Annotated in this window: 24 protein-coding genes; 17 read left to right on the forward strand and 7 right to left on the reverse strand. The window is 73.8% G+C overall.

The window, feature by feature from the left end; all coding sequences use genetic code 11:
* Positions 1-48 precede the first annotated feature (48 nt).
* From AC1WTP_RS17850 to AC1WTP_RS17865, 4 genes are all read left to right on the forward strand, one after another.
* Positions 49-576, forward strand: a complete 528-nt coding sequence (locus AC1WTP_RS17850) for an ArsR/SmtB family transcription factor (protein WP_481650388.1) — start codon at positions 49-51, stop codon at positions 574-576.
* A gap of 278 nt (positions 577-854) precedes the next feature.
* On the forward strand, positions 855-3065 hold the full coding sequence (locus AC1WTP_RS17855) for a putative bifunctional diguanylate cyclase/phosphodiesterase (RefSeq protein WP_481650389.1): 2211 nt from the start codon (positions 855-857) through the stop codon (positions 3063-3065).
* Positions 3066-3188: 123 nt separating this feature from the next.
* Positions 3189-3947, forward strand: a complete 759-nt coding sequence (locus tag AC1WTP_RS17860; RefSeq protein ID WP_481650390.1) for a MerR family transcriptional regulator — start codon at positions 3189-3191, stop codon at positions 3945-3947.
* 105 nt (positions 3948-4052) lie between these two features.
* A complete protein-coding gene (locus tag AC1WTP_RS17865) occupies positions 4053-4802 on the forward strand; it encodes a hypothetical protein (RefSeq protein ID WP_481650391.1) in 750 nt (249 codons plus the stop codon).
* Between the two features lie 2 nt (positions 4803-4804).
* Here the strand turns inward: AC1WTP_RS17865 and AC1WTP_RS17870 are convergent, their stop codons facing one another.
* Complete coding sequence (locus tag AC1WTP_RS17870) at positions 4805-6076, reverse strand: serine hydrolase (protein WP_481650392.1); 1272 nt, start codon at positions 6074-6076, stop codon at positions 4805-4807.
* 433 nt (positions 6077-6509) lie between these two features.
* Here AC1WTP_RS17870 and AC1WTP_RS17875 point away from each other — a divergent pair, with 433 nt between their 5' ends.
* Positions 6510-7925 (forward strand): RNA-guided endonuclease TnpB family protein, encoded by a 1416-nt coding sequence (locus AC1WTP_RS17875; protein ID WP_481650393.1) that lies wholly within the window; start codon positions 6510-6512, stop codon positions 7923-7925.
* A 17-nt stretch (positions 7926-7942) separates the two neighbouring features.
* The gene (locus AC1WTP_RS17880) at positions 7943-8227 is read left to right on the forward strand and encodes a putative quinol monooxygenase (RefSeq protein ID WP_481650394.1); all 285 of its coding nucleotides are present in this window, start codon (positions 7943-7945) and stop codon (positions 8225-8227) included.
* A gap of 50 nt (positions 8228-8277) precedes the next feature.
* On the opposite strand, the gene AC1WTP_RS17885 is transcribed toward AC1WTP_RS17880, so the two are convergent.
* Positions 8278-9831: a gluconokinase gene (locus AC1WTP_RS17885; RefSeq protein ID WP_481650395.1), complete on the reverse strand. Its 1554-nt coding sequence runs from the start codon at positions 9829-9831 to the stop codon at positions 8278-8280.
* 169 nt (positions 9832-10000) lie between these two features.
* Here AC1WTP_RS17885 and AC1WTP_RS17890 point away from each other — a divergent pair, with 169 nt between their 5' ends.
* The 3 genes from AC1WTP_RS17890 (at position 10001) to AC1WTP_RS17900 (ending at position 14542) form a co-directional block, all read left to right on the forward strand.
* A complete protein-coding gene (locus AC1WTP_RS17890) occupies positions 10001-10744 on the forward strand; it encodes an MBL fold metallo-hydrolase (protein ID WP_481650396.1) in 744 nt (247 codons plus the stop codon).
* Between the two features lie 137 nt (positions 10745-10881).
* Positions 10882-13239 (forward strand): acylase, encoded by a 2358-nt coding sequence (locus AC1WTP_RS17895; RefSeq protein WP_481650441.1) that lies wholly within the window; start codon positions 10882-10884, stop codon positions 13237-13239.
* Between the two features lie 160 nt (positions 13240-13399).
* Positions 13400-14542 carry a hypothetical protein gene (locus AC1WTP_RS17900; protein WP_481650397.1) on the forward strand — a complete coding sequence of 381 codons (1143 nt, stop codon included), beginning with the start codon at positions 13400-13402 and terminating at the stop codon, positions 14540-14542.
* Positions 14543-14627: 85 nt separating this feature from the next.
* Here the strand turns inward: AC1WTP_RS17900 and AC1WTP_RS17905 are convergent, their stop codons facing one another.
* A complete protein-coding gene (locus tag AC1WTP_RS17905; RefSeq protein ID WP_481650398.1) occupies positions 14628-15206 on the reverse strand; it encodes a hypothetical protein in 579 nt (192 codons plus the stop codon).
* A 143-nt stretch (positions 15207-15349) separates the two neighbouring features.
* Here AC1WTP_RS17905 and AC1WTP_RS17910 point away from each other — a divergent pair, with 143 nt between their 5' ends.
* Together AC1WTP_RS17910 and AC1WTP_RS17915 are read left to right on the forward strand one after the other, a co-directional pair.
* On the forward strand, positions 15350-15832 hold the full coding sequence (locus AC1WTP_RS17910) for a WapI family immunity protein (RefSeq protein ID WP_481650399.1): 483 nt from the start codon (positions 15350-15352) through the stop codon (positions 15830-15832).
* A gap of 140 nt (positions 15833-15972) precedes the next feature.
* Positions 15973-17205, forward strand: a complete 1233-nt coding sequence (locus tag AC1WTP_RS17915) for a hypothetical protein (protein ID WP_481650400.1) — start codon at positions 15973-15975, stop codon at positions 17203-17205.
* A gap of 23 nt (positions 17206-17228) precedes the next feature.
* On the opposite strand, the gene AC1WTP_RS17920 is transcribed toward AC1WTP_RS17915, so the two are convergent.
* Together AC1WTP_RS17920 and AC1WTP_RS17925 are read right to left on the reverse strand one after the other, a co-directional pair.
* Positions 17229-17669 carry a VOC family protein gene (locus AC1WTP_RS17920; RefSeq protein ID WP_481650401.1) on the reverse strand — a complete coding sequence of 147 codons (441 nt, stop codon included), beginning with the start codon at positions 17667-17669 and terminating at the stop codon, positions 17229-17231.
* A 21-nt stretch (positions 17670-17690) separates the two neighbouring features.
* Complete coding sequence (locus tag AC1WTP_RS17925; protein ID WP_481650402.1) at positions 17691-18059, reverse strand: VOC family protein; 369 nt, start codon at positions 18057-18059, stop codon at positions 17691-17693.
* A 96-nt stretch (positions 18060-18155) separates the two neighbouring features.
* Between AC1WTP_RS17925 and AC1WTP_RS17930 the strand changes: the two genes are divergently transcribed.
* Together AC1WTP_RS17930 and AC1WTP_RS17935 are read left to right on the forward strand one after the other, a co-directional pair.
* Positions 18156-18581: a hypothetical protein gene (locus tag AC1WTP_RS17930; RefSeq protein ID WP_481650403.1), complete on the forward strand. Its 426-nt coding sequence runs from the start codon at positions 18156-18158 to the stop codon at positions 18579-18581.
* Positions 18582-18652: 71 nt separating this feature from the next.
* Positions 18653-19477 (forward strand): LLM class flavin-dependent oxidoreductase, encoded by an 825-nt coding sequence (locus AC1WTP_RS17935; RefSeq protein ID WP_481650404.1) that lies wholly within the window; start codon positions 18653-18655, stop codon positions 19475-19477.
* A 25-nt stretch (positions 19478-19502) separates the two neighbouring features.
* Here AC1WTP_RS17935 and AC1WTP_RS17940 read toward each other — a convergent pair whose 3' ends face one another.
* Complete coding sequence (locus AC1WTP_RS17940) at positions 19503-19946, reverse strand: MarR family winged helix-turn-helix transcriptional regulator (RefSeq protein WP_481650405.1); 444 nt, start codon at positions 19944-19946, stop codon at positions 19503-19505.
* 80 nt (positions 19947-20026) lie between these two features.
* Between AC1WTP_RS17940 and AC1WTP_RS17945 the strand changes: the two genes are divergently transcribed.
* The 3 genes from AC1WTP_RS17945 (at position 20027) to AC1WTP_RS17955 (ending at position 23248) form a co-directional block, all read left to right on the forward strand.
* A complete protein-coding gene (locus tag AC1WTP_RS17945; protein ID WP_481650406.1) occupies positions 20027-21259 on the forward strand; it encodes a multidrug effflux MFS transporter in 1233 nt (410 codons plus the stop codon).
* A 160-nt stretch (positions 21260-21419) separates the two neighbouring features.
* Positions 21420-22433: a MarR family transcriptional regulator gene (locus tag AC1WTP_RS17950; protein ID WP_481650407.1), complete on the forward strand. Its 1014-nt coding sequence runs from the start codon at positions 21420-21422 to the stop codon at positions 22431-22433.
* A complete protein-coding gene (locus tag AC1WTP_RS17955; protein WP_481650408.1) occupies positions 22430-23248 on the forward strand; it encodes a nucleotidyl transferase AbiEii/AbiGii toxin family protein in 819 nt (272 codons plus the stop codon). Before AC1WTP_RS17950 ends, AC1WTP_RS17955 begins: the two co-directional genes overlap by 4 nt.
* A 237-nt stretch (positions 23249-23485) precedes the next feature.
* On the opposite strand, the gene AC1WTP_RS17960 is transcribed toward AC1WTP_RS17955, so the two are convergent.
* Positions 23486-24151 (reverse strand): hypothetical protein, encoded by a 666-nt coding sequence (locus AC1WTP_RS17960; protein ID WP_481650409.1) that lies wholly within the window; start codon positions 24149-24151, stop codon positions 23486-23488.
* A 292-nt stretch (positions 24152-24443) separates the two neighbouring features.
* Here AC1WTP_RS17960 and AC1WTP_RS17965 point away from each other — a divergent pair, with 292 nt between their 5' ends.
* Positions 24444-25706, forward strand: a complete 1263-nt coding sequence (locus AC1WTP_RS17965; protein ID WP_481650410.1) for a phospholipase D-like domain-containing protein — start codon at positions 24444-24446, stop codon at positions 25704-25706.
* Positions 25707-25724: the final 18 nt, after the last annotated feature.

Consider the following 25724-nt stretch of genomic DNA (forward strand, 5'->3'; position numbering starts at 1 on the left):
TAGAGCAGCCGCGTTGACAAAGCGTCAAGAAGTGCAGACACTTTCTTCGTGGCCGACGAGATCCCCGACCAACCGACCGACGAGCTGCTGGAGGTCACCACCGCGGCGCAGTTCAAGGCGCTCGGGCACCCGCTGCGGCAGCGGCTGCTCTTCGCGCTCGGGCAGCGCCCCGCCACCATCAGCCAGCTCGCCGCCTCGCTCGGCGCGGCCAAGGGCAACGTCGCGCACCACCTCAAGGTGCTCCGCGACGCCGGCATGGTCCGGGTGGTGCACACCCGGCCGGTGCGCGGCGGCACCGAGCAGTACTACCAGCGCAGCGCCCGGCGGCTGCGGGTCGCGCCCGGGCAGACCGCCGCCACCGCCGCGATGTTCGGCGCGGTCGGCGAGGAGGTCGCCACGGCCGCCGGCGAGCCGCTGGTGCAGCTGCGCCACCTGCGGCTCACCGCGGCCCAGGCCGACCAGCTCGCCGCCGCGCTCAGCGAGCTGGTCGACGGCGCCGAGGACGCCGGCGACGCCGCGCCCCGCTACGGCGTGCTGGTCAGCCTCTACCGGCAGGGCACGCCCGCACCGTCCTGAGAGGTCGGCCATGCCCGTACGGCTCTGGCGGGGCGACTGAGCACCTGGCTACGCTTTCCGGGTTTGCCGGGACCGGTCCTCGCCGTCGAGGGTGCGCAGGAGAGAGAGCCGGAGCGATCGGATCGCGACAGGACGTCGAGCAGGCCGCCGGGGGCACCCCCGCGCCGGCCGCTTCGACCCGCCCCGGGCACTCCGGCCCGCCGGCCGGGCCGGTCGACGCCGACCGGCCGACGCTGTGGGGCCGCTCCCGTCGCCCAGCCGCGGGGTGTACCGCTCGGGTGGGGCTTTTCGGCGCGGGCGCGGTGCTGGTCGGCGAGGCCGTCTGGCTGGTCGCGGCGCTGCCCGGCGCGGCCCTGGTCAGCGACGTCGGCGCGTTGCTGGTGGCGGCCTGGGCGGCGCTGGCCTGCCGGGGTGCGGCCCGCCGGCATCCGGCGTCGCTGCGCCGGTTCTGGGCGCTTCTCGCGGCCACCATGGCGCTGGCGGCGCTGGGTCGGGCGGTGTGGACCGTGGACCGGCTGGTCGGCGGCGGCCTGCCGCACACCCCGCTGGTCGGTGCGATCTTCACCGCGGGGATCCTCACCGGCACCGGGGCGCTGCTCTGCTCGCTCGCCGCCCCGCGCACCGCCGTGGGCCGGGCCCGGACCGTGCTGGACGGGGTGATCGTCGGGCTCGCCCTGGTGCCGGTCGGCTGGGTGGTCGTCTTCCGCCCCGTCGCCGCCGCCGACCTGGCCGATCCGGTGCGTACCCTCGGCCTGCTCTTCCCGATGCTCGACCTGATGCAGCTGACCATCCTGGTCGCGGTCGCCGGGCCGGGCCGGCCGATGTGGCGGCCGATGACGGTGATCGGGGCCGCCCTCACCCTGCGGGCGGTGGCCGACACCGTCTACGTGTCGCTCGCCGCGCGCGGCGACTACGTCGCCGGGCACCCGATCGACGTCTGCTGGCCGCTGAGCTACCTGCTGGTCGGCGTGGCCACCGGATACCCCCCGCCGCCGGAGTGCGACGACGCGGACGAGGCGGAGCCGCCGCTGCCGCCGTGGTGGCGGGTGGCGCTGCCGTACCTGCCGGTGGGCGGGGCGGTCGTGGCGGTCGTGCTGGCCCGCCTACCGACCGGGCAGGTCCCGCACCTGGTCTTCTTCGGCATGATGGTGCTGCTCGCCGTGCTGGCGCTGCGGCAGGGGCTGGCCGCCAACGAGAACCTGCGGCTGGTGGTTCGGCTGCGCCGGCTGGCGTACGCCGACCAGCTCACCGGCCTGCCCAACCGGCTGATGTTCACCCGCCGGCTGCGCACCGCGCTGCGCGACGGTGGCCCGGTCGCCGTGCTGCTGCTCGACCTGGACGGGTTCAAGCAGGTCAACGACCGGTTCGGGCACGCCACCGGGGACAGCCTCCTGACCGGCGTCGCCGACCGGATGCGGGCGGCGGTCGACGGCGACGGCACGATCGCCCGGCTCGGTGGCGACGAGTTCGCCGTGCTGGTCGACGGCGACCGGCAGGTGCCGCCGGAGCGGCTGGCCGAACGGCTGCTCGCCGCGCTGGAGCCGCCCGACGACGGCGACCTGGGACTGCACCCGTCGGCCAGCATCGGCATCGCCGAGTACGGCCCGCAGCACGCCTCGCACACCGACCTGCTGCGCGACGCCGACATCGCCATGTACGCGGCCAAGGCCGCCGGCAAGTCCGCGTACCGGACCTGCACCTCGGCACTGCGGGAGTCGGCGGTGACCCGGGCGGAGCTGATCGCCGACCTGCGGCGCGCGGTCGACGAGGGTCAGCTGCACCTGGATTTCCAGCCCATCGTCGACCTGGCCACCGGGGCGGTGCGCAGCGCGGAGGCGCTGGTGCGCTGGCGGCACCCCCGGCTCGGGCTGCTCAGCCCGGCCCGGTTCCTGCCGCTGGCCGAGGAGACCGGGCTGATCGTGCCGATCGACCGGTGGGTGATCCACGAGGCGTGCCGGGCGGCGGCGACCTGGCAGGACCGGCGGACCGAGGCGACCGTGGCGGTGAACATCGCCGCCGCGCACCTGCGCCGGCCGGACCTGATCGCCACGGTGACCGCGGCGACCGCGAGCGCCGGCCTGGCGCCCCGGGCGCTCACCCTGGAGCTGACCGAGTCGGCGCTGATCGACGGCAGCGAGGCGGTGCTCGACCGGCTGCGCCAACTGCGCGAGCTGGGCATCCGGATCGCCATCGACGACTTCGGCACCGGGTACTCGGCGCTGAGCTACCTGCACCGGATCCCGGCCACCGAGCTGAAGATCGACCGCTCCTTCGTGGCCCGGCTCGACACCGACGCACGGGCGTACGCGACGGTGGAGATGGTGACCCGGCTCGCCGGGGCGTTCCAGCTCTCGGTGGTGGCCGAGGGCGTGGAGACCGAGCGGCAGCACGCCGCGGTGACGGCGATCGGCTGCGTGCACGGCCAGGGCTTCCGCTACGGCCGTCCCGCCGGGCTGGCCCAGCTGCGCACCGCGCTCGCCCGAGCCTGACCGGGGCGGCCGCGCACCGCGCTCCGGCGAAGCCGGAGCGCCGGGGTGACCGGCGTCGCAGAATCGGCCTTGACCCTCACGTAGCGGCAGGCGGGAGCCTGGTTTCCGGAAGGGAGGGAAACCATGGCGTACACGGTGGGACAGGTGGCCAAGCTGGCCGGGGTGACCGTGCGGACGCTGCACCACTACGACGAGATCGGACTGCTCTCGCCCAGTGGTCGCAGCAGCACCGGCTACCGCCGCTACGACGACGCGGACCTGGAGCGGTTGCAGCTCATCCGCTACTACCGGGAGCTGGGGTTCCCGCTTGAGGAGATCGCCGCGATCCTCGACGACCCGGCGAGTGACCCGGCGGCGCACCTGCGCCGCCAGCACGAGCTGCTGACCGTACGGATCAAGCGGTTGCAGGAGATGGTCACGGCGATCGAGTTCGCGATGGAGGCGAGCAAGTTGAACATCCAACTGACCCCGCAGGAGCGGTTCGAGGTCTTCGGCGACTTCGACCCGGACGCGCACGCCGCGGAGGCGGAGCAGCGGTGGGGCGGCAGCGAGGCGTACCGGGAGTCGAACCGGCGCGTGTCCCGCCACACCAGGGAGGACTGGCTGCGGATCAAGGCGGAGAACGAGGACTGGGGTCGCCGGATCGTGGCGCTGATGTCCTCCGGCGCTCCGGCGGACAGCGCGGAGGCGATGGAACTGGCCGAGGAGCACCGGCAGATCATCAGCCGGTGGTTCTACGAGTGCTCGTACGAGATCCACACCGGCCTGGCCGACATGTACCTGGCCGACGAGCGGTTCACCGCGCACTACGAGGCCATCGCGCCGGGCCTGACCGCCTACCTGGCCGAGGCGATCCACGCCAACGCGATCAGCCGGGCGTGAGCACGCCGGTGCGGTCCGGCTACGCTGGCCGGACCGCACTGTCGTGAGCGTCGATCGGTGATCCGCCGGCGGGCCCACCACACCCCTGCCGGAGGAGACGTCGCCGTGAATCGTCGCAAGCTGGTCGCCGCCGGCGCCGTCCTCGCCGCCACCGCGGTCGTCGGCGGCTGGGCCGCCTTCGGCCGGTCGGAGCCGTCGGAGACCGGACGGCCGGCGGCGGGCACCGACCCGGCCAGCGTGCTGGTCGACGCCGCCGCCCGGGTCGAGCGGGAGTCGTACCGGTTGACCGTCGGCACCGGCGCGGACGGGGACGGCACCGTGCTGGTCTGGGACCCGCAGGCGCGGCGGGGCCTGGAGACCACCTCGCTGAAGGTGCCCACCGGCGAGGTGAAGATCGAGCGGCTGGTCACCGGGACGGACGTCTACGTGCGGGTGAGCGCCCCGGACCGGCGGGTGCCGGAGTGGGACGGCCGCACCTGGTGGCACGTGCCGGCCGGCGGGGGCCGGGGCCTGGACAACACCCGGCTGGCCAGCACCCTGCGGGCTCCGGCCGGGGTCCGGCAGACGGGGGTGCGCGACTACGCCGGCACCGTCGACCTGCGCGACAGCGCCGACGTGCTCGGTGCGGGGGTCGGCGGGGTGCTCGGTGACCGGGCCGGCGCGGTGCCGTTCACCGCCACCGTGGACGAGCAGGGCCGGCTGGTCCGCTACCAGCTCGAACTGGCCGCCGAGCCGGGGCGGACGGCGCGGCTCGACCTGGCCTACGCCGACTTCGGCCTGCCGGTGTCGGTGCCGAAGCCGGCCGCGGAGCTGGTGCGGGAGGACCCGCCGGCCAACATCCCGGGCGCCGCCTGAGCTCACTCCTGGTACGCCCCGTCGCCGGGCGGCACCAGGTAGTCGTAGACGGTGCGGGCGAGCCGGCGGACGGTCTCGTCGCCGCTGGCCGTCGGCCCGGAGGTGAGGAAGGCGACCGCGGTCTGTGCGCCGGGGAGCAGGTAGTAGCCGACGTCGTGCGAGGCGTCGGGGAGGTCCCCGGTCTTGTGCGCCACCGGCACGCCGGGCGGCAGCGCGGCGGGGATCTTGGTGTTCAGGGTCTGCCCGCGCAGGAAGCCGATCATCAGGTCGCGGGACGCCGGGGTGAGGATCTCGGCGTCCCAGACCGCGCCGAGCAGCGAGATCACGTCGTCCGGGCTGGTGTAGTTCTCCTCGCCCCGCCGGGCGGCCTCGGTGTCGAGCATCTTGCGGGCCAGCACGGTCTCGCGCTGGTTCATCGAGTCGATCAGCGCGTTGACCGGGGCGAACCCGCCCAGGTAGTCGATCAGCACGTTCGCCGCCGTGTTGTCACTGTAGATGATCATGTATTCGGCGAGCCGGTGGACCGTGACCACCTGCGGGAACGTCTCGTACTGCAACTCGCCCGTGCCGTCGACCACGTCGGCCGGGGTGACCAGCACCCCGTCGTCCAGCGCCACCTGGCCGCAGTCGACCCGGCGCAGCAGCTCGACCAGGATCCACAGCTTGATCACGCTGGCGGCCTTGGGGCGGAACGTGCCGTTGACCGCGATCTGCTGGTCGCCGTACCGGCCGGAGAGGTCGCGGACGGCGACCCCGGCCGGGTTGGCGGTGGACCCGGCCACCACCCGCGCCAGCCGCCCGGTGAGCGGGAGCAGCCGCCGCCCGGCGGCCGGGTCGGTGGGCGGTTGCGGGTCGGTGACCACCTCGCCGACCAGCGCCGCCGGCCGGGTGCCGGGGCGTACCACCTCCACCACGCCGGGGATGCGCCCGACCAGCGGGATGTCGTAGACGTAGGTCGTGCCGCCGACGGTGACCTCACCGCTGGCGACCCGGCGGGCGACCCGCATGCCCGGGTCGGCCACCCGGCCGGTGTCACCGTCGCAGGCCCGGTAGCGCACGGTCCGCGCCGCGGTGTCCACCGAGAACACCCCGCCGGGGAAGGCGAGCCAGGCCAGCGCGGCCGCCGGGGGCCGCGGCGCGGCGGGCGACGCCGCCGGCCCGCCGCCGTCGGCCGCCGCCGGCCCCACCGGCCCGAGCAGGGCCAGCGCCACCAGCGCCGACAGGGCTCGCCGTACGTGCCGGGAAGATGAAGCCTTCTTGTCGGTTTTACTCACGTTTGTACGATAAGGAGCGGCCGGCACGGTCGGCGCCGGTGGCGGTGGCGTCACCCGTCCGGGTGCGGCGGCGCGCCGCGCCGCTGTCACACCCGGGGACTATCACTGGATCGTCAGCCGTCAGAGGAGGAGTGACTAGTGGTCGGAACTTTCGCTATAAACTGCCTACAGGGCCAGGTCGCGGCTCGCCGCCTGTCGTCGGGACAGAGGTATTTCGACGACTCCGATGTGCGCAAGGCGCTGCAACCGGGCTTCGACGTCCCGCGCCGGAAGGTTGTGGCCGGGTCTTTTGCCCGGCCAGAGCCGACCTGGCTTCGCGGGTCGCGTCGATGCAGCAGTTCTGCGTGGCTTGCGGGCTCGCCGTGGACGAGTGGATCAGCGGGGTCGGCGGTGGGATGATCAAGAGAGCGGATCTGATCACTGGTGGCGGCCAGTGAAGGTCACCCGAATCGCCTACTCGGCCCGCCTGAACGTCGGCAAGTATGTGGCCCTTGTGGAGCAGGCCAGCCGGCTAGGTTGCGTGCGCAGCGAGGTGTGGCAGCGCTACGGTTCGACCAGCGGAGTCGGGTCGGGGCTGAGGGATCGGCAGGTGCGGGATCGTTGGCTGGCTGATGGCACGCATCAGCGGTTCGGTGTGCTGGCGAATGCGTGGAAGGAGACCGTGCGCGACGCGATGGCCGACATCGCGGCGAACAATGCGGCGGCCAAGGTTGAGGTGCGGCGGGCGATCGTGCGGCGCACGGACGATCCGGCCGAGCGCAAGCGGATGCTCACCGCGCTCAAGAGCGACCGATGGGCAGAGGATCCGTTCCTGGCCCGGCAGATGCGCAAGCACTGGAAGCGAGGCAAGAACCGCACCCACGATCAGATCGTCGTGCGCGCCGATCAGCACAACATCCTCGCCGACGGGCGTGGCGGGTTATGGCTTGCGGTTCCCGGTCTCGAACGCCGCAGGATGGTCAGGATCCCGCTGTCCACGACGGTCGTCCCGACCGGCACGCTGCGGCTGATCCTGCGGGGCGGCCGGGTCGAAGTGCACTACCAGATCGACGCGTCGCAGCTGCGATCGTCGCAGCGGCCGTGCGGCAGCCGAACCATCGGCGTCGACAAGGGCTACACCGAAGCCCTGGCCGACTCCGAGGGCGAGCGCCACGGCACCCGCCTCGGCGAGTTGCTGACTACCGAGTCGGACCGGTTGAAGGAACGCAACCGCCGCCGGGCGAAGCTGCGCTCGATAGCCAACAACGCCGCCCGTCGCGGTGACCACGCGAAAGCGCACCGGATCACTGTCAACAACCTCGGGCACGTGAAGCGGGACCGGCGCGCCGCCCGCCATCGGGCGCAGGTCCGTACGGAGATCTTCACCGCCGTGCACCGGGTCGTCGACAAATCCGCCACCGTGGTCGCCGAAGACCTGACCAAGACCTTCGCCGGGCGTAAGACGCTCGGTAGGAACCTCAACCGGCGCCTCGCCGGGTGGACCAAAGGGGTCACCGCCGAAGCGCTGACCAACGTGTCGGAGCGCAGAGGTTCTGCGCTCGTACACGTCAACGCCGCCTACACCTCACAAACCTGTCACCGCTGCGGCCGGCTCGGCCGACGCAGCGGGGACCGGCTTCACTGCACCTCGTGCGGGGTGGTGTGGCAGGCCGACGTGAACGCCGCGATCAACATCCTGCAACGAGCCGGCGACCCCGACATCGCCCTGCACACCCCACACCACAAGGTGAAGCAGATCCTGCAGGACAGGACCGATCGCCACCGGACCAGACTGCCGGTCCAGGACTCCAGCCCGGCCACCACCGGACGGAGAGCGAAACATCCGAATTGCTCACCAACGAGCACCTAGTAGGAAGCAGGTCCACTGTGCTCATCGTCGCCGGCAGCCTGTACGTCGACCCGGCCGAGCGGGGCCCATACCTGGCGTCCTGCGTCGAGACGGTCCGGCAGGCGCGCTCCGCGCCGGGCTGCGTCGACTTCGCGATCAGCGGGGACCCGGTCGAGCCGGGGCGGATCAACGTCTACGAGCGCTGGGAGTCCGACGAGCAGCTGCTCGCCTTCCGCGGCTCCGGTCCCGGTGAGGGGCAGGTGGCCGCGATCCTCGGCGCCGAGGTGCACAAGTACCGGATCTCCGCGGTCGAGGCCCCCTGACCTCCCGCCGCGCCGGCCGGTCCCCGCCAGGGTGAGCCACCCGGCGGGCGCTACAGGGGCGGCGGCGTGGGGACGGGCTCCGGCGGCAGGCCCGGCGCCAGCCGGCGCAGCGAGGTGAACGTCGGCACCAGCGCGTCGTACAGCTCGGAGAAGAGCGGCAGCAGCGTCGCGTAGGTGGCGGCCGCCGCCGGATCGGGGTTGATGGTCTCCTCGATGGTGACCATCTCGGCGGCCACGTCGACCGAGGCGATCTGCCCCAACGCCTGCATGCCGAGCAGCGCCGCGCCGAGGCTGGACCCCTCGTGCCCGGCCGGGAACCGCACCGGCATGCCCAGCACGTCCGCGAGGATCTGCCGCCACAGCCCGCTGCGGGCGAAGCCGCCGCTGGCCCGTACCTCGTGCACCTCGTTGCCGGCCGCCCGCACCGACGCCAGCACCAGCGCGAGCTGCTGGCAGACCCCCTCGATCGCGGCCCGCACCAGGTGCGAGCGGCGGTGGCCGTGGGTCAGCCCGACGTACGCGCCGCGCGGCAGCGCGCTCCAGTGCGGCGCCCGCTCGCTCAGCAGGTACGGCAGCATGATCAGCCCGCCGGAGCCGACCGGGGCGCGGGCGGCCAGCGCCAGCAGTTGCTCCTCGGCGTCCTCGCCCAGCTCCGGGGCCAGCGCGTCCCCGGCCCAGTCGAGCACCACGCCGCCGTTGTTGATCGCCCCGCCGACCACCCACCGCCGCTCGGTCAGCGCGTAGCAGTACACCCCGCCGAGCGGGTCGACGCCCGGGTGCTCCACCACCACCCGCATCGCGCCGCTGGTGCCGATCGAGCAGGCCACCACCCCCGGGGCCACGGCGCCCAGGCCCAGGTTGGCCAGCGGCCCGTCGCCGGCGCCGACCACCACCGGCGTGTGCCGCGGCAACCCGGTCACCTCGGCCGCCTCGGCGGTCAGGCCGGGCAGCACGGCGGTGGTGGAGACCAGCCGGGGCAGCTGCGCCTCGGTGATGCCGGCGATGCTGAGCGCCTCGGAGTCCCAGGCCAGCCGGTGGATGTCCATCAGCCCGCTGCCAGAGGCGACCGAGTGGTCGGTGACCAGCTCGTCGCAGAGCCGCAGCAGGATCCAGTCCTTGATGCTCACCCAGTAGGCCGTGCGTCCGAACAGCTGCGGCTCCTGCTCGGCCAGCCAGAGCAGCTTGGGCAGCGGCGCCATCGGGTGCACCGGGGTGCCGGTGCGGCGGTGCAGGGCCAGCCCGGACGGGACCGCCCGCAGCCGCTCGGCCTGCCGGCTGGCCCGGGCGTCGGCCCAGGTGATCGAGGGGGTGATCGGCTCGCCGTCGCCGTCCAGGCCGATCAGGCTGTGCATCGCGGTGCTGAACGACAGGCCGGCCACCGGCCGTCCCAGCTCGGCGACCACGGCCGCGATCGCCTCCAGCACCGCCGTGTGGACCCGCAGCGGATCCTGCTCGGCCCAGCCGGGCTGCGGCTCGTCCAGCGGATAGGCGACCCCGTACTGGGTGAGCTGGCGGGCGTGGCTGTCGTAGGCGACCGCCTTGGCGCTGGCCGTGCCGATGTCGACGGCGATCATCGCGTCGCGACGGCCACCCGTCTCGGTCACCGGCGCTCACCCCTTCCGCCCCGCCGCCGGCGGCACCGGCTGCGGCTGACGTTACCCAGCCCCGGACCGCCTCGTCCGGCGAAAGCCGGCGGCCGGCCGGCATCCGAGGGTGACGCCTGCCGGCGGCCGGACGTCGCAGCCCACGGACCGGCCACTAGGGTTGCCGGGCATGCGGCTCAGGGTTCTCGGCGGATGCGGGGCGTGGCCGGAAGCGGGCCAGGCGTGCAGCGGATACCTGGTGGAACATGACGGCTTCCGGCTGCTCGTCGACCTCGGCTACGCGACCGTGCCGCGGCTGCTGCAACGGATCACGGCGGACCAGGTCGACGCGGTGTTCGTCAGCCACGGACATCCCGATCACTGCGCCGACCTGAACCCGCTGCTGCGGGCGCGGGCGCTGCGCGACGACCCGCCGGCGCCGCTACCGGTGTACGCGCTGCCCGGTGCGCTCGACGCGGTGTTGGCGCTGGACCGTCCCGGCATGCTGGCCGACGCCTACGCCCTGCACGAGATCACCGTCGGCAGCCGTCTTGAGATCGGCCCGTTCCGTGCCGAGACCTTCCTGTTGCCGCACTGGGTGCCGAACGCCGGCGTACGGCTGACCGCGGGTGATCGCGTTCTCGCCTACACCGGTGACACCGGTCCGAGTGCCGACCTGGTCGACCTGGCAGGTGACGCGGACCTGCTGCTGGCTGAGGCCACCTACGTGGATCAGGTGCCGGAGGACTCGCGGCGCTACCTGTCGAGCGCGCGGCAGATGGGCCGCCTGGCCGCCGACGCCGGCGTCGGACGGCTCCTGCTGACCCACCTGTGGCCGGGCACGGACCGGGCGGCCGCCCGGGCCGCCGCCGGTGACGAGTACGACGGTGAGATCGGCGTCGCCACCGCCGACCTGGTTCTGGACCTCCCCTGAACCAGGTGGCCGCCGGGCAGGGGTGTACGCGGCGGCCCGGCCGGGTGAGAATGCCGAGGAACGTGAATGTTTCTGGACGATGACGTCCGGCGGGGAGGATGCACGTGACCGGTCCAGCTCTTCGCCTCGGCGCCGCGATGGCCGCGCTGGGCATGGTCGTGTCCGGGCTGGCCGTCGGCGCGGCGCCGGCCGCCGGCGAGCAGCGCGACGGGCGGGGCTACTCCGCCGAGATCCGCCGGGCGTCGTACGGCGTCCCGCACATCACCGCGCACAGCTTCGGCAGCCTCGGCTTCGGCGTCGGCTACGTGCAGGCGGAGGACAACCTCTGCGTCATCGCCGAGAAGGTGGCCACGGTCAACGCCGAGCGCTCCCGGTACTTCGGGGTGACCGGGTCGACGGACCCGAACGTGCGCAGCGACCTGTTCTATCGCAAGGCGATCGAGGACCGTACGGTCGAGCGCCTGCTCACCGGCCCTCGCGACGGCGTCCACTCCCCGTCCGACGACGTCCGCGACCAGATCCGCGGGTTCGTCGCCGGCTACAACACCTACCTGCGCCGGGTCGGCGGCCCGGCCGGCCTCACCGACCCGGCCTGCCGGGCCAAACCCTGGGTGCGCCCGCTGACCGAGCTGGATCTCTGGCGGAGCACCTGGGCCAGCATGGTCCGGGCCGGCTCCCGCGCGCTGCTCGACGGCATCGTCGCCGCCGCCCCGCCGACCGCGACCGGCCCGGCCGCCGCCCAGGACGCGCCCGGCGCGGCGGCCGTGCTCGCCGCCGCCGACGGCGCGCCGGCCGGGGTGGGCAGCAACGCGTACGGCCTGGGCGCCGGGGCCACCACGCACGGCGGCGGGATGGTGCTGGCCAACCCGCACTTCCCCTGGGACGGCGCGGAGCGGTTCTACCGGATGCATCTCAAGGTGCCCGGCCGCTACGACGTGGAGGGCGCCGCGCTGATCGGCGACCCGATCGTGGAGATCGGGCACAACCGCACCCTCGCCTGGAGCCACACCGTCTCCACCGCCCGCCGGTTCGTCTGGCACCGGCTCGCCCTGGTGCCCGGTGATTCGACCTCCTACTACCTCGACGGCCGGCCGCGGAAGATGACCACCCGCACGGTCACCGTGCAGGTGCCCGGCCCGGCCGGCGGCACGGTACCGGTCAGCCGCACCTTCCACGACACCCACTACGGTCCGGTGGTCGTGGTGCCCGGCACCTTCGACTGGACGGCCGACGCCGCGTACGCCGTCACCGACGTCAACGCCACCAACAACCGGGCCTTCGACGGCTGGTTGCAGATGGGCCGGGCGAAGACGGTCCGCGAGCTGAAGAGCGTGCTGGACCGCTACCAGTTCCTGCCCTGGGTCAACGTGATCGCCGCCGACGCCCGCGGCGAGGCGCTCTACGCCGACCACTCGGTGGTGCCCCGGGTCACCGACGAACTCGCCGCCGCCTGCATCCCGGCGCCGTTCCAGCCGCTCTACGCCAGCAGCGGCCAGGCGGTCCTGGACGGGTCCCGGTCGGCGTGCGCGCTCGGCGCCGACCCGGACGCCGTGGTGCCCGGCATCCTCGGCCCGGCTAACCTGCCGATCCGGTTCCGCGCCGACTACGTGACCAACTCCAACGACAGCCACTGGCTGGCCAACCCGGACGCGCCGCTGGAGGGCTACCCGCGGATCGTCGGCAACGAGGGCACCCCGCGCAGCCTGCGCACCCGGCTCGGGCTGGACCAGGTGCAGCGGCGCCTCGCCGGCACCGACGACCTGCCGGGCACCCGGTTCACCGCCGGCCGGCTCTGGCAGACCGTGTTCGGCAACCGCGCGTACGGCGGCGAACTGGTCCGCGACGACCTGGTCGCGCTCTGCACAGCCCAGTCGACCGCCACCGCCTCCGACGGCAGCACCGTGGACCTGCGCGACGCCTGTGCCGCGCTGCGGCGCTGGGACCTGCGGGTGGACACCGACAGCCGGGGCGCCCACGTGTTCACCGAGTTCGCGCTGGCCGGCGGCATCCGGTTCGCCGACGCCTTCGACGCCGCCGACCCGGTGCACACCCCGGCCCGGCTGGCCACCGCCGACCCGCGGGTGCTGCGGGCGCTCGCCGACGCCGTGCGCCGGCTCGCCGGCATCCCGCTGGACGCCCGCCTCGGCGACATCCAGACCGAACCGCGCGGCGACCGGCGCATCCCGATCCACGGTGGACCGGCCGAGGCCGGCATCTTCAACATGATCATCAACCCGTTGCGGCCCGGCGTCGGCTACCCGAAGGTGGTGCACGGTTCGTCCTTCGTGATGGCCGTCGAGCTGGGCCCGAACGGCCCGTCCGGCCGGCAGATCCTCACCTACTCGCAGTCGACCAACCCGAACTCGCCCTGGTACGCCGACCAGACGAGGCTCTACTCGGGCAAGGGCTGGGACACCGTCAAGTACACCGAGGCGCAGCTGCGGGCCGACCCGAACCTGCGCACCTACCGGGTCGGGGAGAGGCACCACCGCTGACACGCCCGACGGGCAGGAAGCCACGCAGCAGAATCGACTTATCGTCCAACTTGGTACACCGATCGGGTGATTCGCCCGATGTGGCGTGTCCACGCCGGACGCCGCCGGAGTTAACACCTGTGACACCCCGGTGGTGGTTCTGCACGGCGAAGGAGTCGGCGTGGCAAGGACTGATTCGACGGGTTCCACATGGCGGTACCGGTGGGCGCACCGGCAGAACGATCGGCGGCTGCGGACGTACCGCGGCGCCGAGACGGCATGGCGACGACGCGACGACGAACTGTGCCGGCTGCGCACCCTCGCCGCGGAGTTCCACGGGTCGGCGGCGGCCGGCGCCGGACTGCCCCTGGAACTCGGCGCCGGCGAGGTGGTCCTCTGGGCGCTGCCCGCCGCGCAACTGGTCGAGGTCCGGCACACCAGCGTGCTCCCGGCCCCCGACCTGACCGTCGCCGTCGACGCCACGCCGCTGCGACCCCGCCGTCCCGACGGGATCCGCGTCACCGACGCCGGCATGGCGGTGATCACCAACCGCCGGCTGGTGCTGCTCGGCGGGCGCGGCCGGCGCGACTGGGCGTACGGCCGGATGACCGGCCTGGCCCACGACCCGGCGGCCCCGGTCACGCTGATCCAGGTGCTGGACCGGCGGCGCACCTCCGGGCTGATGCTGCCCGCCGACGCCGCCGCGGACTTCCGGTTCAAGCTGACCCTGGCCTTCGCCGACGCGATCGAGCAGCGCGACGCCGTCATCGCCCAGCTCGACGAGCTGATCGCCGAGCACGCGCAGCTCAAGCCGATCCGGCCGGGCATCGCCACGCCCGCGCAGGCCCGGCTCAGCGCGATGCTGCCCGGCGGCCGGCGCACCGTGGCGGTGGCGGCGGCCATCGCGGTGCTGGTGCCCGCCGCGCTGATCGAATCCGACCCGTCGGACCCGGGGCGCGGCGAGGTCGCGGTCGCGGCCACCCCCGCGCCGACCGGCGTCCCCCGGCTGGGCCCGTCGGTGCCGCCGCTCGCCGCGCCCAAGCCGAAGCGCAGCACCACCCCGCCCGCCCCGACGCCGTCGACGACGGCGCCCGGGGAGCGGCTCTGCGGCGCGCCGGCCAACCCGATGGGGTACGACTTCTGCGGCGGTAACCGGATCCGCCGGCCCGCCGCCGAGATCTGCGACTGGTTCGACTGCGCGCCGCAGTTCTGGGCCGGGCGGGGTTATCTGGTGCAGTGCCGCGACGGCTCGGTCAGCCTGACCGGCGGGCAGCGGGCCGCCTGCGCCGAGCACCGCGGCGTGCGCCGCACCGTCTGGACCTGACCGACGGCCGGCCGGCTCCCGCGTGTCGCGCCGCCGGGCACCTGTCGCCGGCGGCCGTGATGACCGTGAGGCATCAATATGACTCTCAGGTATCACGCTCGGCGGGTTCGGTGAGTCGGTGCAGGGGGAGCAGGCCGCCGAGGATGAGGGCCGCGCCGAGCGGCAGCAGGTCGAGGTTCACCGCGATCGGCAGGAAGCCGAGCAGCACCAGCACCGGGCTCCAGCCCGGCAGCAGTCGCGGCCGGGCGGTCGCGGCCTGCACCAGCAGGGTGAGGATGCCGACCTGGAACAGCAGCGGCCCGAGCGCCATCGCCGGGTCCGGCAGCGGCGCGGCGTCGGAGAGCCGGGGGAACAGGTCGCCGAGGATCACCCAGAGGAACCCGGCCGCGCCGGCCAGCCCGAGCGCGGTCGCGGCCTCGGTGAGCGGTCGCTGCCGTGGCGCGGCCTGGCGCAGCAGTCGCCGCAGCCCGACCAGGAGTACGGCGAAGAGCACGAACGCCACCAGGAAGAGGGTGTGCCCGACGTTCCATGCCCAGCCCGGTCCATGGTGGCCGTCCAGCCCGTCGAGCAGCCGCAACAGGCCGTAGAGCAGCAGGAGCGCCGGCGCGCCGAGGGCCGCGGCCGGTACGAGTTTCGTGGTGGTCCGGGGGTGGACTGTCGTCATGTCCCCAGCCTTGCCGGGTGGCGGAGTGGAGGCATCCGGGTCTTCCCGTACCGGCCCCCGACTCCGCGGTCCTGAGGGGCCGCCGATCAGGCCGACCGGAGAATTCGCCCAGATTGCGACCCGATGTCCGAGATGATGGGTGGATGGAGATCCGCTCCGACGACGGCGCCCGGGTGAGGATCCGCCCGGTCGGCTACCAGCCGGGCGTCGAGCCGCCGGTCCATCCCGACGAGGGCTGGGACGACTGGCTGCTCATCGAGACGGACGCCCGCACCGCCGACGGGCAGGCGTGGTCGCACCTGGAGCCCTGCCTCACCGTGGCGGAGGCGGAGGCGCTGACCGGCTGGCTGCGGTGGCGGGCCGAGTCCGCGGTGGACCCGGCGGCGCCGCCGGCGGTGGTGCGGTTCATCGAGCCGAACCTGACGTTGCGGAGCCGGGTCATCCGGCGCCGGCGGGTGGAACTGGTCGTCGAGTTCTCCTACGAGTCGCTGCCGCCGTGGATGCCGCGGCGACCCCTCGACGCGGTGTATCCGCTGACGCTGACGGTCTCGGCCGACGCGCTGGCGGCGGCCGCCGAGCAGTGGGCGCGGGAGGCCGAGACGTATCCCCGGCGCGTCATCTTCTAGGCCGGACGGCCGGTTCCGCGCCCCCGTCGGGTCAATTCTCTCCTTTCGGGAACAACGCGGATATATCGATCGCCATGCGTGTCCTGTAGGTGAGACGGGCGGTTGTACCGGGTGTGACGGCGAAATCACCGGCCATCATCATGATCCCGGCACCAGCGGAGGCCCGCTGGCGCATCACCTGGTCGGAGCGCGAGAACGACCGGCGGCGGCGCGCGTACGACGCCGAGACCGCGGCCTGGCTCCGACGCCACGACCAACTGATCCGGCTCCAGATCGAGGCCGCCAGCTTCCTCGGCTGCACCCAGCCCCGAACCGGGCTGCCCGTGGACCTCGCTGACGACGAGGTCGTCTACCGGGTGCTGCCCGCCGCCGAGCTGGTCGAGGCGGAGGCCCGGCACGTCGCCGGCCTGCCCACCCCCGGACTGGCCGGTGCCGCGACCGGCCCCGACACCCCGCACGGGGCCCTGCCGAAGGGCGTACGGGTCGTCGACGCCGGCCTGGCCGTGGTGACCAACCACCGGGTGGCCTTCGCCGGGCGGGAGCACCGGCGCGAGTGGACGTACCCGGACCTGGTGGGGCCCGCGCACCACCCCGACGTTCCGCTCACCCTGCTACACGCCGGCGACGGGGGGCGGCTCGCCGGGCTGCTGGTGCCGACCCCCGCGGTGGTGAACTTCCGCTTCTATCTCACCCTGGCCTTCGCCGCCGCCACCGGGGAGCGCGCCGCGGTGGCCGCGCAGGTCGACGACCTGCTCGACGCCCACCAGCGCGCGCGGCCGGTGCCGCCGCCGGTGGCCGTGCCGGCCCAGGCCCCGCTGACCGGGCTGCGGCACGACCGGCGGGCGGCCATGGTCACCGCCGTCGCCGCGGTGGCGTTCGCGGCGCTGGCCGTCGGCGCCGTCGAGCCGGAGCAGCCGGCGGGCGTGCCGTACCGGGCGGAGGCGGGCGGCTTCCCCGCCGGGCCCGACGCGGTGCCGTCGAGCGACACCGCCCCCACCACGTCCGGCGAGCCGCCGGGCGGCGGCACGGCGGCGTCGGTGACCGGCTCGGCCGAGCCCCGGCCCACCGGCGGCCCGGGGGACCGGCCGACCGCACCCGGGAACCCGGGCGCTCCCATCGCGCCGGCGGCCGGTGCGGACCGGCCCGCCGCCCCGCCGTCCCCGGCCGACGGCCCGGCCCCGACCACCGCCCCGCCGACCAGGGCTCCTGCTCCGAGCGCCGTGCCGCCGACCACGGCGCCGCCCCCGACCACGGCCCCACCGCCGACCACGGCACCGCCGTCGTCGGGTCCTGTCACCCTGATCACGCTCTGCCTGGATCCGCTGGAGCTACCGCTGGTCGACCGGCTGCTCTGCCCGTCGTCCAGTTCATGACCGGAGCCGCGAAGCCGGCCGACTCAGGCCGGGGCGCCGAAGTCGGGGACGGTGATGGTGCCGTCCGGGCCGAGCGGGAAACCCGGGTTCCAGGCGATCTCCCAGACGTGACCGTCCGGGTCGGCGAAACAGCCGGCGTACCCGCCGTAGAAGGTCTCCCGGGCCGGGCGGGTCACCGTGGCGCCGGCAGCCGCCGCCACGGCGAGCAGGTCGTCGACCTCCTCGCGGGAGCGGAGGTTCTGCGCGAGCGTCAGGCCGCCGAACCCACCGGTGCCCGGGTCGTCGTCCACACCCGCGTCGGCGGCCAGCTTCGCCCGGCCCCACAGCACCAGCACCAGGCCGCCGGCCTGGAAGAAGACCGTCTCCTCGACCTCCTGACCGCGCCAGCCGAGCCGCTCGTAGAACGCCCGGGCCCGGGCCACGTCGGCAACCCCGAGGGTGATCAGGCTGATCCGCTGCTCCATGCCCGTCAACCTAACGCCGGATCACTCCGGGGCGTGGCAGACCGCCTGGACGTTGTTGCCGTCCGGGTCGCGGACGAACGCGCCGAAGTAGGTCGGGTGGTATTCCGGCCAGACGCGGGGAGCGTGCAGCACCTCGGCGCCGGCCGCGACGGCGGCGTCGTGGAACGCCTGGACGGCGGCGCGATCCGGCGCGGTGAACGCCAGGTGCACCTCGCGGGCGCTGCCCCCGGTCGTCGTCGGGCCCAGCCAGAAATCGGGCCGGTCGACGCCGTAGCCGATGACGTTCGGGAATTCCAGCAACCGCCGGCCGCCCAGCGGGGCGAGCACCGCGTCGTAGAACGCCGCGCTGGCGGCCACGTCGCGGACCTGGACGGACAGGTGGTCGATCATGCGGATGCCTCCTCGGGAGCGGGCGTCCCTGCAAGGTAGCGCCGAGGTGTGACACCGGCCACGTCACCTCACCGGAACCTGTACCGTCGAGAGGGCATGAGACGCATCGTCCGCGGCATCGCCGCCCTGCTCGGTCTGTCCGCCGTCGTGGTCGGGGTGTGGGGGCTGACCGCGCCGGAATCGTTCAGCTCTGCGGTCGACTTCCCCCCGAGCCGGCACTTCGTGCACGACGTGGGCTCCTTCCAGCTCGGCATCGGGGCCACCCTGCTGCTGGCCCTCATCTGGGCGGACGCGCTGGTGGTCGCTCTCGCCGGCTACCTGGTCGGGGCGGTCGCGCACACCGCCGTCCACGTCATGGACCGCAATATCGGCGGCAGCACCGGACAAACCGCGCTGATCGCGGCCTTCGCGCTGGTGGCGGGCTGGGCCCTGGTGCTGCGCTGGCGCGAACTCGGTTGGGCCGGGTCGAAGGGGAACCGGCATCGCGGTGGGCGCCGTACGCCCGAAAGACCGTCGCGCTGACCAGCTACCGCCGGAACGGCACCCCCGGTCCGTGGCTCCCATGCGAGGCGGACCCTGGCTAGGGTTACGCGATGCCGCGATTCGCCGTCGGTCTACCCAACGTCGGGCCCTTCGCCGATGCCGCCACCCTGGTCGAGCTGGCCGTCGCGGCCGAGGAGCGGGGCTGGGACGCCGTCTTCCTCTGGGACCACGTGCTCTACCACGACCCGGACTGGCCGGTGGTGAACCCGGTCGTGGTCGCGTCCGCGATCGCGGCCCGAACCTCCCGGATCAGACTCGGCGTGCTCGTGACCGCGCTGCCCCGACGGCGGGTGCAGATCGTGGCGCGGGAGACGGCCACCCTGGACATACTCTCCGCCGGCCGGCTCGTCTTCGGGGCAGGCATCGGGTCGATGGACCTCGAGTACGCGGCCTTCGGTGAAGACCCCGACCTCCGGGCCCGCGGCAGGCGCCTCGACGAGTCACTGGAGCAGCTCACGGCGCTCTGGTCGGGCCGGGAGGTGACCATGCCCTCGGGCGAGCGGGTGCGGATGCTGCCGACGCCGGTGCAGCAGCCGCGCATCCCCGTCTGGTGCGCCGGCCGATGGCCCAACCGCCCGGGCTTCCGCCGCTCCGCCCGGTGGGACGGGATCGTGGCGACGTTCCGTGACGCGGGCCGGGACGTTCCGGTGCCGGTCGAGGACTTCGCCGACGCGGTCCGGTTCGTCGCCGCCGAGCGGGGGTCGCTGGACGGGTTCGACGTGGTCCTCGAAGGCTGGACGTCGCCCGAGGACGCGGAACGGGGCATCGCGCCCTACGCCGCTGCCGGGCTGACCTGGTGGATCGAGGCCATGGGTTGGTGGCGCGGCGGCGTGGACGCGGCCCGGGAACGGATCCTGGCCGGCCCACCCCGCTGAGTCCCGGCGCCGCCCCGGCCCGGGCTCAGCGTTGCTCGGTCACCCGGTCGACGAGCCGGCCCAGCGCCGGTACGGCGGCGAGCACCGCCTCCCGGTCCGATCCCTCCAGTTCGGACAGCGCCGCGCTGAGCAGGTCCCGTCGGTGCCGGGCGTACGCGGCGATCCGCTCCCGCGCCGCGTCGGTCAGCTCCAGCCGGACGCTGCGCCGGTCGGCCGGATCCCGCTCCCGGCTCAACAGGCCGGCGCCGGTCAGTTCGCCGACCAGCGTGCTGACCGTGTTCGGCGCGATGCTCAGCCGCTCGGCCGCCTCCCGGACGCTGACCCCCGGCTGCCGCTGCACCAGGCGCAGCACCTCCACCTGGGCGTCCGGCAGGGCGACCCGGCCGGCCCGCTGGATGGCCCGCCGGCGCAGCGCCCGGTGCAGCTCGCCGAGGGCCGCGCCGAGGCGATCGAGCGTTTCGTCCGTCACAAAGTCGCCCTCTCCAACCGGGAAAAGCTCTGTGTCCAGAGCTATCGTAACCGGGTCGATCCGCCACCGAGGGGACAACCATGCCGCACACCATCGCGCCGCCCGTACGCCCGGACGAGCGCGTCGCCGCGCCGACCGGCCGGGCCGCCGTCGTGGTGCTGGTGCTGCTCGGCACGCTCACCGCGTTCGGGCCGCTCTCCCTGGACACCTACCTGCCGGCGTTCCCCGAGATGACCCGCGACCTGGCCGCCAGCCAGGCGCAGATCCAGCTCTCGCTGACCACCTGCCTGGTCGGCATGGCCCTCGGTCAACTCATCACCGGCCCGCTCAGCGACCGCTGGGGGCGCCGCCGGCCGGTGCTGGCCGGCGTCGCCGCGTACGCCCTGCTCTCGCTGGCCTGCGCGGCCGCGCCGTCGGCGCAGACCCTGGCCGCGGCGCGGTTCGCGCAGGGCTTCGCCGGCGGGATGGGCGTGGTCGTCGCCCGCGCCGTGGTCCGCGACCTCTACGCCGGCCGGGACGCCGCGAAGTACTTCTCCCGGCTCACGCTGATCTTCGGCATCGCCCCGATGGCCGCCCCCGCCTTCGGCAGCCTGGTGCTGCGCTTCGGCGACTGGCGTACTGTCTTCGTCGCGCTCGCGGTGATCGGCGCACTGCTCGCCGCGGCCGTCGCGTGGCGGCTGCCGGAGACGCTGCCCGCCGGCCGGCGCAGCACCGGCGGCCTCGCCGCCACCGCCGCCGCCGGCCGCGCGCTCTTCACCGACCGGATCTTCCTCGGGTACGCGCTGGCGCAGGGCCTCGCCTTCGCCGGGCTGTTCGCCTACATCTCCGGGTCGTCCTTCGTCTTCCAGGACGTCTTCGGCGTCTCCGCCGTGCTGTTCAGCGCGCTCTTCGGCGTGAACGCGCTCGCCCTGGTCGCCGTCGGCCAGCTCAACGCCCGGCTGCTCGACCGTTTCGACCCCCGGCCGCTGCTGGTCCGCGCGCTGGTCGTGAGTGTGCTGGCCGCCGCCGCGGTGCTCACCGGCGGGCTGCTGGGCAGCCTGCCGCTGGTGGCGGTGGCGCTGTTCGCCTTCGTCGGATCGCTCGGCATGGTGACGCCGAACGGCACCGCGCTCGCCCTGGACCGGCACGCCGCGCACGCCGGGACGGCCGCCGCGCTGCTCGGCGGGATCCAGTCGGTGGTCGGGGCGCTGGCCGCGCCGCTGGTCGGGCTCGGCGGCGAGGGGAGCGCGCTGCCGATGGCCGTGGTGGTCGCCGGCGCGGCGGTCGCCGCCCTCGCCGTCGTCCTCACCCTGGCCCGCACCCGCCGGCCCTGACCGCCGTTAACCAGGTCCTGCCGGGAGGGGCGGTGTCTCAGTTCATCGGCGCATGTCCGTCGGGACCTCTGCGGGCCGGAACACGACGTCCATAGTCCGGACAGCTTCCGGGCGCGGCCGGCCTCGGGCGTGTATAAGTGTTATCTGAGGAGGGCGGATAATGCTTATATCGGCGGTGGCGTGGCGGGAACTGGTCGGTGTCGGCCTGACGCTGGTCCCGCGCGGCCCCGATCAGCTGGAGCTGCGGTACGGCGACGCCATGGCTGTGCTGACCGTCGTCAGGTCTCCGACGCCACTGACGCCCGGCGACGTCGCCGCGCTGGCCGACCGCCACCCGACGCCGTGCCTCATCGTCGTGCCCTCGGCCACGCCTGCCGTTCGCGCCGCGATCGAAGCCCTCGGCTGGTCCTGGCTGACCGACGCCGACCAGCGGGTGGCGGGCATGTTGCGAGTCGGTGCGGAGCGGGTCGAGCTCAACGCCCGCCAGGGCGTGGCGTCTCGGTCCACCCGTCCCGGTCCGGTGCCGTGGGGCGCTTTCACGCTCGTTCGCCGGATGATCGAGCGCCCGTACGCCACCCAACGAGAGTTGGCCGCCCTTGTCGGTGTGTCCCAGCCCCGGGTATCGCAGGCCCTGCGCGCGCTGGCGGATCAGGGTTTCGCGCGCCGAGAGCCGTCAGGCTGGACGGTGCACGACATCGACGCGGCGCTGCGCTGGTGGCTGGACTCCTATCCCGGGCCGGGCGGGCTCCGGACCCTTTGGTACGGCCTTGATCCGCCGGTGAAGCAGGCCAGTACGGTCGCCGAGATGATCGCGACCGGACATGCCGGGTCGGGCCCCGTCGTCTCGGGCGACGTCGCCGCCGACGTCATCGCTCCCTGGCGGTCGCCGGTGCGCGCAGTCCTCTACGCCCACGCTGGCGTCGACCTGGCCGGCGCCGGCTTCGTTCCGGCAGGCGAGGAGGAGGCCACGCTGGAACTCACCGTGCCTCGGGACGTCGGCCTGTGGCCGGCGGCGCAGCCGTCCTGCCCTTCGCCGGCCACGCTCTCGCTCGCCGACCCACTGCAGATCCTTTGGGACGTATGCCGTACTCCCGGTCCGGACAGCGAGGAAGCGGCGGACCGGGTGTGGCAGTTCATCCGCCGCCGTCACCAAGAGCAGGGAACCGCCGCATGACTCCACCGACGTCGGCTGACCCCACGCCGCCAACGCCGAGGCCGGTCTCGCTGACATCAACCAGCCGGGCCGCTGACGCCGGATTCCTGACTCTCGCTGACCTGGCCGGCCTCACGGCTGCCCTCGATCTCGACTATCGCATCGTCGGCGGCCACATGGTCACCCTGCTCGTCGCGGCTCACGGGGTCGCCGATCAGGTGCCGATGCGGGAGACGGCCGACGCGGACTTCGCCGCCCTGCCCACCGTGATCGGCGACCCCCGCCTGCCGGCCGCCCTCCGCGACCGCGGTTACCAGTCCCGGGAGGCTGCCAACCGGTTCGGCCGCGACCACACGGACTCTCGCGGGCAGCTCAGCCTGGTGGTCGACATCCTGGCTCCGTCCTACCAGGGCACGCTGGTGCCCAACCAGCGGCACGGTGGCCTGGTCGTCGACGAGATTCCCGGCCTTGTGCTTGCCCTGCACCGCCCTGCCGAGCTGATCGATCTCCGGGTGCAACTCACCAACCGCGACAGCCTCGCCATACGCGTGCCGCTTCCGGACGTGACCTCCGCGCTCTGCCTGAAGGCGCTGGCGTATCGCGGACGGTTCACCGCGAAGGATGCGGTCGACCTGTGGCGCCTCGCCAACGCCGGCCATGCGGCTGGACTGCGCGCCGCTGACTGGCCCGTCAGCGTCACCGGTCGTCAAGCAGCCAACGTCTTGCACCGCTTCTTCGGGTCGCCCGCGGCGGCAGGGCTCAAGCAGATGTCGTCCCGCCCCGCGGACCGCACCCGCATGCAGGCCCTGATACGCCAACTCGCCCCGAAACTCTGAGGAAAGTCTTCGAACCCCGAACGGCATGGCACTCGCCCCCGACCGGTACGCCACCGGCCGGGATGGCCGCCGCGCTGCTCGGCGCGATCCAGTCGGTGGTCGGGGCGCTGGCGGCGCCGTTGGTCTGGGTGGGCGATGAGAGCAGCGCGCCGCCGATGGCCGTGGTGGTCACCGGCGAAGGGTCGCCTCCCTCGCCGTCGTCCTCACCCTGGCCGGAACCGCCGGGCTTGACCACCGTCAGGCTCCCTCGTGCTGGTCGGTCCTCGGCGTGGGCTCCCACCGCCACCCGGTCACGGCAGGGTGGCCCGGTAGCTCACCCCGGCCGGTCGCCCAGAGCAGCGTCGGCCACGGTTCGGTGTCGGTCGGCGCGGCGGGGAAGAGCCGGTGCAACACCCGGGCGCACAACGCCGCGTCCGGCTGCCACGGCAGGCCAAGGCCCGTCGCCACGTCGTGCAGGTGGACCAGCGTCTCGACCACGCCCATCGCCGCAAAACCCTCCGGGTCCGCCGCGCCGTCCGGGTGGTATGCGCGCACCGACGGCGGGGTGGCGCGGACCATCGCCGCCAGCAGCGCGCCACACCCCTCCAGCACCTGGAGCAGGCCCGCCGGCCCCGCCGCCGGTTCGGCGTAGATGGTGGACGCCGGGCCGCCTGGCCGGCTGGCCGCGTAGACGACCGGCACGTGCGTGTCGGGCGTCGGTCGCCTCGGGCCGAGCTGGATCGCGTACGTGAAGAGGTCGTCGGCGACGTGCTCGACGGTCTCCCAGCAGGTCCACTCCAGGCCGCCGGCGGGGACGTGCCAGTCCCGGTCGAGGGCCGGGGTGAGGGTGGTGACCGCCGCGTCGACGGCGTGGAGCACGTCGTCGGCGGTGACCGGTCCGGGCTGTCCGTCAGTCTGCTGCACCGACAGAACGATAGTGCTGCCGCCGAAACCGCCCGTGCTTTCACGCCGCTTCCACGGTGCTTCCACGCCGCACTGCAATCGTGGTCGCCAATCCGGGAGGGTGCACCGCAACACACCTGTCCCGGCCACCGACCAGCGGCTGGATCGTGGGGCCCGAAGGCGGTGCTCCGACCCTCGGGACGGACACCGGCATCGGCGCCGCCGACGGGGGCCAGCCGCTGGCCACCAGTACGGGGAGGCACGGTATGCACATCGAATCGCTGGTGAGCCTGGCCGGGGAGGTGAGCGCCGGATGACCCGAAGCGTGGGCCTGCGCGGCCTCGCTGTGGCGGTCGTCGCGACGACGGCGCTGTCCCTGCCGATCACCCCGGCCAGCGCGGCCAACCCCACCGCGGAGGCGCCGGCCGCCGCGGCGGCGGCGGTCCCGATCGCCGCGTCCGAGGTACGCAACTACGCCTGGTTCAACCAGAAGACCGAGAGCGACATGCACGCCGGAGTCGCCGGTCACGTCACCCGGCTGATCAACGCCGCCGCACCGGGGGCGACGCTCTCCCTCACCCTCTACTTCTTCAACCGCCAGGAGATCGTCGACGCGCTGCGCTCGGCCGCCGCGCGGGGCGTACGGGTGCGGATCGTCATCAACGGCAGCCAGGTCGGGACCGCCCACTACAACGCGCTCAAGGCGATCCCCACCGCCCGGGTGGTCGCCTGCGGGCAGCGGCGTTCCGATGGTCAGTCCACCCGCGGCTGCGTCACCAGCCGCACCGGGGCGGCACCGCTCAACAACCCGCCGCTGCTGCACGACAAGTTCATGACCATCTCCCGGGTGCGGCTGGCCGGCGGCGGGACGGCCGGCAACGTCCTCTACGTCTCCTCGGCGAACCTCGACCACTACCGGGCGTACGAGAACGCCATCACCGTCAGCCACGCCGGCCTGTACAACGCCTACCTGAGCTACTTCAACGACCTGATGCGGTACGGCAGCTCCGGGCGGAACAATCCGAACTACGGCCGGACGACCACTGTCGGCGCGCACCGCCTCTACACGTTCCCCCGGCGGGAGGCCGCCGGGCGCACCCCGGGCAGCGCCAGCAACGACCCGATCGCCAGCCTGCTGAAGTCGACCACCTGCTCCGGCGGTACCCGGATCGACCTGGCCAACTTCCGGATCCAGCGGGCTGCCGTGGTGCGGGAGCTGAAGGCGGCCCGCAACCGCGGCTGCCAGGTGCGGATCGTCACCGGCGCCACCTCGGGTCGGCCGCACGACGCCGGCCCGCCGATGAAGGCCCTGGTCGACCTGGCCCGCGCGATGCCCGTGCATCTGTGCGGCTACACCGAGGCCGGGGGCGTCCCGATGCACGAGAAGTTCATGATCATCCGTCGGGGCAGCCAGTCGACGCTCTACACGGGTAGCCACAACCTCACCTACCGGGCGCTGCGGCAGAACGACGAGAACATCGTGGCGTTGCGCAACCACCCGCTCGCCGCGCCGTTCCAGCAGCGCTTCGAGCAGCACCACAGCACCTGCCTGCGGTGGACACCGCCGGCGAGCTGAGCACCGCCGAGGGTCGGC

The sequence above is a fragment of the Micromonospora sp. R311 genome, from assembly GCF_056780015.1.